The sequence below is a fragment of the Corynebacterium sp. MSK158 genome, assembly GCF_030229085.1.
Lineage (GTDB): Bacteria > Actinomycetota > Actinomycetes > Mycobacteriales > Mycobacteriaceae > Corynebacterium.
In genome coordinates this window covers 130,223-142,423 of the sequence record NZ_JASPHJ010000002.1, presented here as the reverse complement: position 1 = coordinate 142,423, position 12,201 = coordinate 130,223, and the positions used below count along the sequence as shown (strand labels likewise).

Here is a 12,201-nt window from a genome sequence, read left to right as displayed (position 1 = left end):
ATGGCTACTTCTACCCTTCACATGGTCACGGATGAATCCCCCGCTACCCGCCGAGCCAAGCTCATCGGCGGCTACCTGGGCATCCTGGCGGTCTTGCTGCTCATTGGCCTGCCGCTGTTTTGGATCCTGATGACCTCGTTTAAGGCCAAGGGCGATATTTATACCGACCCGGTCAATTGGCTTCCGCCGGTGTGGGAAACCGAAAACTACTCCGATGCCACCACCCGCGTGCCGTTCTGGACCTACCTGCGCAACTCGGTGCTCATTACTGCAGTGCTGTCCATCATCAAGATTGTGCTGGGCGTCATCTCCGCCTATGCGCTGGCCATCCTGCGCTTCCCGGGCCGCCACTTGGTATTCCTGCTGGTCATTTCCTCGCTCATGGTGCCGAGCGAAATCACCGTCATTTCCAACTACGCCCTGGTCAATTCCTTGGGCTGGCGCAATACCTTCGTGGGCATCATCGTGCCGCTAGCCGGCGTGGCCTTCGGTACCTTCTTGATGCGCAATCACTTTTTGTCCCTGCCTTATGAGCTGGTGGAAGCCGCCCGCATGGACGGCGCCGACCCCATCCGCCTGCTAACCAAGGTGCTGCTACCGGTTTCGTGGCCCACGCTGACCGCATTTTCCGTCATCACCATGGTCAATGAATGGAATACCTACCTGTGGCCGTTCCTCATGGCGGATACGGAGGACGTCGCCCCGCTGCAGGTGGGCCTGACCATGCTGCAAAACAACGATGGTGTGACCAACTGGGGCCCGGTTATGGCCGCCACAATCCTCACCATCATCCCAATGGTCATCATCTTCCTGGCCTTGCAAAAGTACATGATTCAAGGCCTTACCACTGGCGCCGTGAAGGGTTAGAAGGCTTCTTCCCCACCCACGCTCGCCGTTTCTAATTGCTTTATTTTCCACCCCTTAACCACGCTTTTTAAGGAGAACTACATGCTACGCCGCAAATTCCTCGCCCTGGCCTCCACGGCCGCTTCTGCTACCGCACTCGCCGCTTGTGCCGGCACGTCTTCCACCAACCCGCAGGGTGGCAACGACAACGGCGGCGACGGGGAAGTCACCGAGCTGACCTGGTGGTCCAACCACCCGGGCACCTCCAAGGACATTGAGAAAGAGATCATCTCCCGCTTTGAAAAGGAGAACCCGGACATCAAGGTCAACCTCGTTGACGCCGGCAAGAACTACGAAGAAGCGGCACAGAAGTTCAACGCCGCTCTCACCGGCCAGGACCTGCCGGACATCGTGGTGCTTTCTGACGTCTGGTGGTACAACTTTGCTATCAATGGCCAGATCGCCAATGTAAACGACCTTGCCAAGGAAGCAGGCATCGACCTGTCTACCTATGTGCAGCCGCTCTACGAGGACTACAACTACGATGGCGGCCACTTTGCTCTCCCCTTCGCCCGCTCCACGCCGCTGTTCTACTACAACAAGGACGCGTGGAAGAAGGCCGGCCTGCCGGACCGCGGCCCGAAGTCCTGGGACGAGATGGATGAGTGGTCCAAGAAGCTGGCTGAGGCCGATTCCAAGATGAAGCCCTTTGGCTGGGGCGATGCCGTAGACTACCTGGGATGGATCTTCCAGGGTCCGCTGTGGTCCAAGGGCGGCGCTTACTCTGATGACTGGGATCTGAAGTTCACCGATGACAAGACCATCAAGGCCGTCGAGTGGCTCAAGGACATCACCGATGAGAAGAACGGTTACTCCTACGTGGGCAATGACATGGCCATGGAGTTCGGCACCGGCCGCGCCGCCGCCACCGTCCTGTCCACCGGCGACCTGGCGGGTCTGACCGATACCGCCAAGTTCGAGCTCGGCACCGCCTTCTTGCCTAACCCGACTGGCGACGGCGCCTGCCCCACCGGTGGTGCCGGCCTGGCCATCCCGGCTGGCATCAGCAAGAACCGCCAGCTGGCTGCTATCAAGCTCATTGACTTCATCACCAATGAAGAAAACACCTGCTACTGGTCCCAGAACGTGGGCTACATGCCGGTGCGCTCCACCGCGGTGGACAACGAGGACCAGAAGAAGTTCATGAAGGACAACCCGAACTTCGAAACAGCTATCAAGCAGCTTCCAGAAACCCGGCCGCAGGATAATGCCCGCGTATTCCTCCCCGGCGCGGACCAGGAAATCGGCGGTGCTTTTGAAAAGATTGTGACCAACCGCGATGACGTCACCAAGGTGCTTACCGATCTGCAAAATACCCTGCAGTCCATCTACGACAACCAGGTCAAGACCGTCATCAATAAGTAGGCTCTCGCAGCCTCCCCTTCCCCACTAGATTCTGAAAGGTAACCATGGCTACTGTCACCTTCGATGGCGCAAGCCGCATCTACTCTAAGGACGCGGAACGCCCCGCCGTTGACCGCCTCAACCTGGATATTGCCGATGGCGAATTCTTGGTCCTCGTCGGCCCATCCGGCTGCGGCAAGTCCACCAGCCTGCGCATGCTGGCGGGCCTTGAGCCCACCGACCGCGGCTCCATCCGCATCGGTGGCAAGGATGTCACCGGGGTCAGCCCATCGGACCGCGACGTGGCCATGGTCTTTCAGAACTATGCCCTCTACCCCAATATGTCCGTGGCGCAGAATATGTCCTTCGCGCTAGAAAACCGCAAGGTCCCCAAGGACGAGATTCAATCCCGCGTGCGCGAAGCCGCGAAGATCCTGCAAATGGAAGACCTTCTGGACCGCAAGCCGGCCAACCTCTCCGGCGGCCAGCGCCAGCGCGTGGCCATGGGCCGCGCCATTGTCCGCGAACCGGCCGTATTCTGCATGGACGAGCCACTATCCAACCTAGATGCTAAGCTGCGTGTCTCCACCCGCGCGCAGATCTCTAACTTGCAGCGCCGCCTTGGTACCACCACCGTATATGTCACCCACGATCAGACCGAGGCGATGACCATGGGTGACCGCGTCGCCGTTCTCAATGCCGGCGTCTTGCAGCAGGTGGATACCACCCGCACCATTTATGACCGCCCGCAGAACGTCTTCGTCGCCGGTTTCATTGGCTCCCCGGCGATGAATATCTACGACCTCACCCATAACTCCTCTGAGCTCACCATCGGCTCTACCCGCATCAATCTGGCCAACTACAACTTTGAGGGCGTGGAGACCGTTACCGTGGGCATCCGCCCGGAAGACTGGCAGCTAAGCGATACCGGCAACGGCGGGGCGAAGTTCACCGTCGCGCACGTCGAGGAGCTGGGCAACCAGACCTATGTCTATGGCGAGCTTAACGACGCCACCGGCAACAGCTCCGCCGACGGCGTCCTCAAATCCTCGACCCGGATGGGTGGCCAGACCGGCATCCTGGTTGATGCCCGCGGTCGTTATGCGGTGGGCGATGCTTTCTACGTTTCCCCCGACCTGGACCGCGTGCATTTGTTTAGCACCACTACTGGGGAGCGATTGAACTAGAAGGCGGTAAAAGGCAGCAAGTTCCTCAGTTTCTTATTTTTCCCTTTGCAGACAATAAGAAACTGATATATGCTCACACACATAAGACACCCACACAATGCCGTTTACCACGGATATTGCTGGAAATATCGCACTCTGCGAACCTTAAAATCAACCGAAAGGTAACTCACTGCCTATGCCTTCTTTCAAGAAGCTTTCTGCCGCCACCCTGGCCGCTTCCGCCATCCTCGGCACCGTCGCCGCGCCGGCCGCTAGCGCCAAGAGCGATCCGGTTCGCTCCCTCATCTCCCCGGGCACATGCAAAACCATCACCAAACTGGCTAACGATGGCAAGCCGGTCCCGGATCCTTCCATCCTCCACGATGAGGACTCCGTAAAGCCCTACTTCCAGGATGGCGTGCTGGAGTACAAGGTGGTCGGCGACTTCCCGTACCGCAAGCAGCTGGATGCCGCGGTTGCCGAGTGGAACAAGGCCCTCAAGGGCAAGGCTTCCCTGAAGGAAGTTAAGCCTTCCGAGGCTGACGATGACACCGTCGCCATCATCTACAAGCCCGACCCCAACGGCTACGTGCAGGGTGCCGCCTACCCTGACCACAAGATGGTCTTCATCAAGATTCCAAATGCCCAGTACCCAGAGGCAGTCCAGGGCACCATCGCCCACGAGCTGGGCCACATGATGGGCGCGGGCCACTCCTGTGCCGGCGCGCTCATGGCCGGCGCCAACCAGAACCCCATCTCCTACCACGTGACCCCGCTGGATGCGGCGGCTGTCATCCAAGGCCAGTTCGACTAAACTGCCTGCACCCTCCCCTAGGTTCCTGTACCGGTGCCTAGGGGATTTTTATATACCCAGCCCCATCAGGGGTGTCGGCTGGGTCGCATTTGGCGGAAGAGCGGCATCGGCAAGCGGGGCGGCTGCTAACGTTGCCGTTATTCAAAGGTTTGCATAAGAAAAGGAGCCCGCTTTATGGATACGTGGGAACCCACCCTGTCAACCGGCCCGCTGCTAGGCATTGCGGTGGCCGCCATCGCCGTGATTTTGGTGCTGGTCATCTATTTCAAGCTCCACGCTTTTCTCACCCTGCTGGTGGTCTCGGCGCTCACGGCGCTGGCTGCGGGCATTCCGCTCGAGGGCATTGTGCCCACCATGACCGAAAGCTTTAGCTCCACGCTGGGCTCGGTGGCGTTGCTGGTGGGACTGGGTGCCATGATTGGCCGGTTGGTGGAGGCCTCCGGTGGCGCCAAATCGCTTGCCGACGCCATGGTTCACCGCTTCGGCGAATCCAAAGCACCCCTTGCGCTCGGCCTGGCTTCGCTGATCATGGGCTTTCCTATCTTCTTCGACGCCGGCCTGATTGTGATGCTGCCGGTGATCTTCGCCGTTGCTCGCCGTTTGGACGGCCCCGTCCTGGCCTTTGGTCTGCCGGCCGCCGGTGCGTTTTCTGTCATGCACGTGTACCTGCCGCCGCACCCAGGCCCTGTGGCGGCGAGTGAGTTCTACGGCGCTGACCTTGGCCTCGTCCTCCTCGTTGGCCTGCTGCTTGCGCTGCCTACCTGGTATATTTCCGGCTACCGCTTCGGCCTGCTTTCCGGCAAGAAATTCCCGCTGAAAGTCACTGATGCCATCGCCGGCCCGGTGCTTTCTGAGGAAGAACAACCCCTTAAGCCCGCCTCTGCCCCAACGGTGATTTGCCTCTTGCTCATCCCGATGGTGCTCATCTTCTTCAACACCGGCCTCAATGCCCTGGCGTCCTATGGCACCATCGATGCCGACGCCGCGTGGGTGCGGTTCTTTGTCATGCTTGGCCAGACGCCTATCGCGCTACTTATTACGGTGCTGGTCGCGCTCGTGGTCTTGGGGCCGCGCCGCGGCGTGGACAAGACCGCGCTGGAAAAGCTCATCGATTCCTCGCTTGGCCCCATCTGTTCCGTCGTGCTCATCACCGGTGCCGGCGGCATGTTCGGTGGCGTTCTGCGTACCTCCGGCATTGGCGACGCCCTGGCCGATTCGCTTTCCGGCCTCGGCATTCCCGTCATCCTTGCCTGCTACCTCATCGCCGTGGCGCTGCGCCTGGCCCAAGGTTCGGCCACCGTGGCACTAACCACGGCCGCCGCCCTCATGGTTCCCGCCGTGGAAGCTGGCGGATTCAATGAGCTACAGCTTGCCCTGATCGTCGTGGCCACCGCCGCCGGTTCTGTCTTCGGTTCCCACGTCAACGACTCCGGCTTCTGGCTCGTCGGCCGCCTGATGGGCATGGATACGGTCACCACGCTGAAGACCTGGACGGTCAACCAAATTCTGATTTCCGTCATCGGCTTTGCCTTGGTCTTGGTGCTCTACGCAGTAGCAGCGCTCTTTTAGGCACCAGACTTAATCCAAGCAGCAGCCTCTTCGGCAATCTCCTCGGCTGGCCGCGTCACCTCAAAGACGCGGCCAGTTTCGTCTTCTTCCAGCGGCTCCAAGGTATCGAACTGCGACTGCAAGAGCGATGCTGGCATAAAGTGCCCCGGCCGGTGCTGCATCCGCTCATGCAGCACGTCAAAGTCACCGTGCACGTGAACGAACACCACGGCTGGGCAGTACTCGCGAATCAGATCCCGGTACTTGCGCTTCAGCGCGCTGCAGCCCACCATCGCACCTTGTGGCCTATCTGCCAGCCACTGACCAATCTGCTTCAGCCACGGCTCCCGGTCCGCATCATTGAGCGGTGTCCCCGCAGCCATCTTGTCGATATTGGCCTTGGGGTGCATATCATCGCCATCGCGGTACTCCAGACCTACCAACGGCGACAGCACCTCCCCCACCGTTGTCTTGCCCGAGCCGGATACTCCCATTACTACGATGTGGCGGAAACTGTGCTGGTTCATGGTGGCTCCTTGGGTTGATTGTGTTCCTTTCAAGTTTAGGCCGACCCCTCGAACTCAGGTTAAGTAGCCGCATCTAGTGTCGAGGTCAACATTTCTCTCAAGATACAAAGCAGCCACGTTATTGCCTCAAACTGGTGATTCAAGGGCGATAACGTGGCTGAAAGTTGGGTTCCCGCGTAGCGGACGCACAGCGAATGCGTGGCGATGGTGGCCTAGGCGAGGTTCTTGAGTGCGTCGGTGACAAGGCGCCAGAAGCCGGCGTGGTCGAGCGTGGTGGCGACTTGGGTGTGGCAGGAGGCGTCGGCAGGCTCGCGCAAATCAGTGACGGTCATGCCGGTGGTCAGTGCGCCGGCAAGCTCGACGTGGACGGGGGCCTTGCGGGTTTGGACAATATCCGGATCGATGAGGTAGGCGATGGTGCACGGGTCGTGGACCGGTGGGTTATCGAAGCCCTGGTTGGCTTGGTAGGCCTTGCGGAAGAAGCCGAAGAGGCCCACGACGAATTCTGAGACTGGGGTACCCAGATCCTTGATTTCGGCTTCGACCTCTGGGGTGGCAAGCGCCTGGTGGGTGAGGTCGAGGCCGACCATGGTGACGGGCCAAGGCTCTTCGAAGACGATGTGGGCGGCCTCGGGATCGATCTTGATATTGAATTCGGCAACCGGGGACCAATTGCCCTCGTGGTAGCCCCCGCCCATGAGGACTACTTCCTTAACGCGCTCGACGATGCGCGGTTCTTTGCGCGCGGCCATCGCGATATTGGTAAGCGGGCCGGTGGGCACCAGGGTGATGGTGCCGGGCCCATGGGACATGATGGTGTCGATGATGAAGTCGATGGCGTGGGCGTCGGCAAGCGCGGTGCTTGGTTCCGGAAGCTGGACGCCCTCGACATCCATGCCGGTGGAGCCGTGGATGGCCTCGGCAACCTCGACCGGGCGCACGAGCGGACGATCGCAGCCGGCATAAACCGGAACCTCTGGGTGTCCAGCGATTTCCTTGACCACCAGGGCATTGTGGGAAACCTTATCCAAGGTCTGATTGCCGCCAACGGTGGTAATGCCCAACAGGTCAATGGTGGGATTGCCCAGAGCTAGAAGCAGGGCCACCGCGTCATCGTGGCCGGGGTCGCAGTCCAGAATGATTTTTCGCGTCATGCCACGAGCCTACTTTCGGGCGTTGACGGCCGCCACGGTGTCATCAATGGACTCGGGGCGAGGAATGAGGAAGGACAGGGCAAGGGCCGCAAGCAGAATAATGACGCCGGCGATCATGCCCGCGCGGTAGCCGTGCTCGAAGGAACCGGAAACTGCAAAGAGCACGGCGAAAGACAGGCCCGCGCCGAGGTTGAAGGCGCCGGCGTTCATGCCGGGCAGGTAGCCCTGGTTATCGGCCGGCGAAAGCACAATGCCCAGGCCGTTGAGCATGATATTGGCAATGCCGGCGTAGGTTACGCCCAAGAAAATGGAGACGAAGAGCAGGGTCCATGCGTTCGGGGCGCCGACCACGAAGATGGAAATAATCAGGCCAACGACGGTGCCAATGAGGCCGGTTTGCAGGACGTACTTATAGCCCAGCTTGGAGGCCATCCAACCGGCAATCGGGCCGAAGACCAGGCCGGCGAGGGCGTACGGGGTAAGGGTGACCCAGGAAATGGTGCTGGCGGAAATGCCGGCGCCGGCGTCTGGGTCCTGGCCGAGGTTCGGAATGAGGCCGTTCATTACGGCGAAGACGCCGGTCATGGTAAGCAGCGTGGTGGAAAGCAGTGCCCAGGTGCGGCGCTGCTTGAGGTAAGCCACCGGCACGAGCGGATCGGCGACCTTCTTTTCCACGGTCCAGAAAGTCCAGAAGCCGGCGGCACCGATGAGAAGAAGGACAATGACGAGGAACCAATTGGCCTCGGCAAGCTTGCCGGCCTCGTTGAATGCGGTGAGAACGCAACCCAGCGCCACGGCCAGGGGCAGCACACCCGCCCAGTCCATGCGGGGGGTTTCGGTGGCCGTGGATTCCTTGGTAAATACCTGGACTGCTACTACCGCGATGGCGCATAGTACTGCCATGGTCCAAAAGACCGAGCGGTAGCCAAAGTTGCCCGCCAGCCAGCCGCCGGCCAAAGCGTCAACACCCGCGATACCACCGTTTACCGAGGTCACAATACCCAGAAGCAGCGCGTATTGTTTCTCATTGAGTACTTGCTGGCGCAGCATGATGAGGCAGAGCGGGACGGTCGGCCCGGCCACGCCCTGGATGATGCGGCCGATAAGCAACACGGCGACGTTGGGCGCGATGGCGGAAGCCACGCAGCCCAGCGCAGCAACCGCCATCATGCCGACGAGAACCTTCCTGCGCCCGATGAGGTCGCCCCAGCGCGGTAGGAACAGCGAGAACAATGCCGCGGCCGTAAAGAACGCAGTCTGCGTTAGGCCAATCTGTGCGGTGGTGGCACCCAGCTCATTTTCCATCGTCGCCAAGGCAGGCGAGAGCATCGACGCATTGAGCTGGAAAGCAAACACTGCCGTAAGCAGTGCGAACATCAATGGAATATAGGAGCTGGGCTGGAGCTTTGGCGGCTCGGAGGTGGTGGAAGTCATGGCTTTAAATGTAGTTGATGAATCCTCCGCTCCATAGTGGGAAGCATGCCTCAACTTCCTTGGTGTTGCGCAGGACACCCCACTTAGCGCCACCAGCTATTTTCTCATTGTCTACTATCCATAGATTATGAAGATTCTCTCCTACATCGCCGCTGTCGCAACGGTGATACTTTCTTTAGCTTCCTGTTCCTCTCCGGAGTCACAGCCGGAAGAAACGACGACGCCTAGCACCTCAAGCACGGCCGATAGTTCTACTATCAGCTCTAGTTCCACAAGCTCTGCCCCGGAAACGACCTCTTCGGAGCCACAGCCGACATCGGAAACTGAGCCTTCGCTTGCCGACGCTCCCCTAACGAACACCGCCGAATCCACCGCAGAACCCACCCTTACCGAGTGCGTCTATGGCGGCGGTAGCTGGACCACCAAAGGTTGGTACAGCGATGGAACTATCCGTTGGGCGCAAGAATGTCAGAACCTCCACGACGAGCAGATGTCAAAGTACCCCTACCGGTGCCCGCAAACGGATCACTACGTCTCCGATCCATCTCAGTGTTCCTCCCCGGCGGGCAGCGGGAACGGGGGTTCAGATTCGGATTTGCCCGCAGCGATGACACGAACCGGCGAGGTGGAAGAAGAGCACATGCGAGCACATAAATGGTGGGCGGATTGCGTGAACGCAAACTCCCCGGAGTACTGCCGAGAGAACGATCCATGGCAGCGAGGTTCTTACTGACGTTCTCTTACTATTGCCGCAGAATTAACCAGCGATTCACTGCGACTACTTAGGCTGGAAAAGTTCCTTATAGACCTTTTAACGGAGCTTTGTATGTCTGATTTAATTAGTCGTCCTTCTTTTAATCGTCGTAGTTTCCTGCAGATTGCTGGTGTTTCGGCCGCGGCGGTGGCTGCGGGAATTAATGCGCCGGCCAAGGCGGGTGCACAGTCGAGTCTGAGTTCATGGGGTTCCTCGCAAGCTGGGGATCATCCACAGGATTCGGAGCTTTTTGGCCTGGGTGTAGCAGCGGGCACACCTAGGCACGATTCGATGATCTTGTGGACGCGCCTGGCCCCAGAACCGCTGGCCGAGGATGGCCATGGCGGCATGACCGGCGGCGATGTTCGCGTGGGGTGGGAAGTTGCGAAGGATGAGGGGTTTGGGGACGTCGTCAAGCAAGGCGAAGCCCTAGCTCAACGAGAGCTGGCGCACTCGGTGCACCCGCAGGTAACTGGACTGAAGCCTGCAACTGAGTATTTTTATCGCTTCCGCGTGGATGGCAAGGTGAGCCCAGTAGGTCAGTTTAAGACTCTGCCCGCGCCCGACGCAAAGGTGGATGATTTCACCTTCACCGTAGCTTCCTGCCAGGCGTGGTACCACGGCTATTTCACCCGTGGAAGCACATTGCGCAAGAACCAGACCTGGATATGACGATTTTCGTGGGTGACTACATCTACGAATACGGCATTGTGGAAGGCGATAATCTCTGGCGCCAAGGCGCAAGCGTGCCCGATGTTTTCAAGGCAAAGGTGGAAACGCTGGAGCAGTATCGCCTGCGCTACTCGCTCTTTAAGTCCGATGAGCACCTGCAGGCCGCGCACGCACGCGCCGCAATGGCGATTGTGTGGGATGACCACGAGGTAGAAAATAACTACGCCGGTAATTGGTCCGAGATTGGCACCAAGGCCGAGCACTTCCTCTACCAGCGCGCAGCGGCCTACCGCGCCTTCTATGAGAATCTGCCGGTTGCCCCGCCCGCGCTTCCCGATGGCCCCAATAACCGCATCTATGATTCCTTCGACGTGGGCACGCTTATGCGTTTCAATCTGGTCGATACCCGCCAATACCGCGAAGAATCTGCAGAAGATGCCAGCATCTTGGGCGCGGAGCAGGAGCAGTGGCTCAACGATAAGCTCGCCACTTCCCCAGCACAGTGGAACGTGGTGGTCAACAGCGTGGTCGTCGTACCGATCGCCGATAGCACCGATCAATGGGACGGCTTCCCCGCAGCGCGTCGCCGGCTTATCGAGTCCCTCTCCAAGGTCAGTGACCCTATTGTCTTCACCGGCGATATCCACCAACACTGTGCTGCGGAGATCCAATCAGAATCCGGCCAGCCCGTAGGCGTGGAATTGGTCGCTACTTCCATTGCTTCCGATGGCGATGGCTTCGCAGGTTCCAAGAGCACCGAGTGGCTGGAAAAACCATATGTGAAGGCCATGGATAAACGCCGCGGTTACATCAAGGTTCGTGTTACCCGCGAGCATCTTGATTCCGAATTCGTCGTGGTGCCTTGGATCGAGCGCGATGATACTGCCCCGCGTGAGACTGCATTCTCCTTCCGCACCAATGCCGGCGAGCACACGCTGCGCTCCCTCTAAACCCCGAAAGGACAATTCATCATGGGACTTTTTAGCTCGCTTTCCTCTTCTTCCTCTCGCCGCGGTTCTTCCCGCAAGAACTCTTCTAACCAGGATTCCTCTACCCCAGCTCCTGGTGCGGTTGCTGCTCCGCCAGCCGTAACCGGTGTTCAGACAGAACCGCAGCTCATGGAAAATTACGTCACCTGGGAGCCTGCCTCCTGGGACGTCGTTTTGGACCACTACCGCGTCATCGGCACTGATCCCAATGGCGTAGACGTGCTGCTGGGCAAGACCATCTTCCCTTTCTTCCACCACTCCCGGCGCGATGTTGCCGGTGAAAAGTGGTCTTACTATGTCAAGGTGGTTGATGCTGCCGGTGCTGAGTCCTCTCCTTCTGGCAAGACGACGTCTACCTCGCTGCCTTCGGTCACTGCTGGCACAGCGCTAGCCACCATCGGTTCCTTTGACCGAAAGGGCACGGAGTTTCAGTACTCCCCAAAGGACTACAAGAAGATCGTCACCGCGCACCCAGACCAGACAATCACCGTTGGACCGGATGCTACGCCTGCCGACGTCCCCTATCTCCTCCCCGGCCCCGGGGATAAGTGGGCGGGAAGCAAGGCCTACACGCTGAAGTGGACGGTGAAATTGGATAAGCCCACCGGGAAGGCGGCACTGGCGCTATGGCTCACTGATACCACCAAGCTCGGCGGCATTCTCGACGTCACTGTTAATGACCTTCATAAGCAAGTGGAACTCCCACAGGGCGCAACGCAAGGTTCGCGCCAAGGCGATGCTAGCGGGGACCCGACCCCGCTGCGCCCCGCAGCAATCGAGTTTGATCTCGCCGAAGATACCCTAAAGGAAGGAGAAAACCAGCTGGTTTTCACTCTCCGCGAAGGAGGCTGGCTTGCGTGGGATGCACTGGGGATTTTTGCTAAGTGACACCA

At 59.5% G+C, this 12,201-nt stretch carries 12 protein-coding genes; 8 read left to right on the top strand and 4 right to left on the bottom strand.

The features are described from left to right. Positions 1-21: 21 nt before the first annotated feature. The 5 genes from QP915_RS02770 (at position 22) to QP915_RS02750 (ending at position 5,799) form a co-directional block, all read left to right on the top strand. A complete protein-coding gene (locus QP915_RS02770) occupies positions 22-867 on the top strand; it encodes a carbohydrate ABC transporter permease (protein WP_284768005.1) in 846 nt (281 codons plus the stop codon). An 81-nt stretch (positions 868-948) separates the two neighbouring features. Further along, a complete protein-coding gene (locus tag QP915_RS02765; RefSeq protein ID WP_284767912.1) occupies positions 949-2,271 on the top strand; it encodes an ABC transporter substrate-binding protein in 1,323 nt (440 codons plus the stop codon). Between the two features lie 44 nt (positions 2,272-2,315). Further along, on the top strand, positions 2,316-3,437 hold the full coding sequence (locus QP915_RS02760; RefSeq protein WP_284767911.1) for an ABC transporter ATP-binding protein: 1,122 nt from the start codon (positions 2,316-2,318) through the stop codon (positions 3,435-3,437). A gap of 175 nt (positions 3,438-3,612) precedes the next feature. Next, a complete protein-coding gene (locus tag QP915_RS02755) occupies positions 3,613-4,230 on the top strand; it encodes a M48 family metalloprotease (RefSeq protein WP_284766757.1) in 618 nt (205 codons plus the stop codon). A gap of 174 nt (positions 4,231-4,404) precedes the next feature. Further along, the gene (locus QP915_RS02750; protein WP_284766758.1) at positions 4,405-5,799 is read left to right on the top strand and encodes a GntP family permease; all 1,395 of its coding nucleotides are present in this window, start codon (positions 4,405-4,407) and stop codon (positions 5,797-5,799) included. Here QP915_RS02750 and QP915_RS02745 read toward each other — a convergent pair. From QP915_RS02745 to QP915_RS02730, 4 genes are all read right to left on the bottom strand, one after another. Beyond that, positions 5,796-6,305: a gluconokinase gene (locus QP915_RS02745; RefSeq protein WP_284766759.1), complete on the bottom strand. Its 510-nt coding sequence runs from the start codon at positions 6,303-6,305 to the stop codon at positions 5,796-5,798. The two genes, QP915_RS02750 and QP915_RS02745, sit on opposite strands and share 4 nt — an antisense overlap. Before the next feature lie 212 nt (positions 6,306-6,517). Further along, positions 6,518-7,459 carry a uridine-preferring nucleoside hydrolase UriH gene (uriH, locus tag QP915_RS02740; protein WP_284766760.1) on the bottom strand — a complete coding sequence of 314 codons (942 nt, stop codon included), beginning with the start codon at positions 7,457-7,459 and terminating at the stop codon, positions 6,518-6,520. 9 nt (positions 7,460-7,468) lie between these two features. Continuing rightward, positions 7,469-8,893 (bottom strand): uridine transporter UriT, encoded by a 1,425-nt coding sequence (uriT, locus tag QP915_RS02735; RefSeq protein WP_284767910.1) that lies wholly within the window; start codon positions 8,891-8,893, stop codon positions 7,469-7,471. Between the two features lie 141 nt (positions 8,894-9,034). Then, entirely contained in the window at positions 9,035-9,253 is a 219-nt protein-coding gene (locus QP915_RS02730; protein WP_225745844.1) for a hypothetical protein, read from the bottom strand. 466 nt (positions 9,254-9,719) lie between these two features. On the opposite strand from QP915_RS02730, the gene QP915_RS02725 reads away from it, so the two are divergent. From QP915_RS02725 to QP915_RS02715, 3 genes are read left to right on the top strand one after another with little or no spacing between them, the layout of a single operon-like run. Beyond that, positions 9,720-10,319: an alkaline phosphatase D family protein gene (locus tag QP915_RS02725; protein ID WP_284767909.1), complete on the top strand. Its 600-nt coding sequence runs from the start codon at positions 9,720-9,722 to the stop codon at positions 10,317-10,319. Further along, positions 10,316-11,269, top strand: a complete 954-nt coding sequence (locus tag QP915_RS02720; protein WP_284767908.1) for an alkaline phosphatase D family protein — start codon at positions 10,316-10,318, stop codon at positions 11,267-11,269. The genes QP915_RS02725 and QP915_RS02720 overlap by 4 nt, the downstream gene beginning before the upstream one ends. Positions 11,270-11,290: 21 nt before the next feature. Beyond that, positions 11,291-12,196, top strand: a complete 906-nt coding sequence (locus tag QP915_RS02715; protein ID WP_284767907.1) for a polysaccharide lyase family protein — start codon at positions 11,291-11,293, stop codon at positions 12,194-12,196. Positions 12,197-12,201 lie beyond the last annotated feature (5 nt).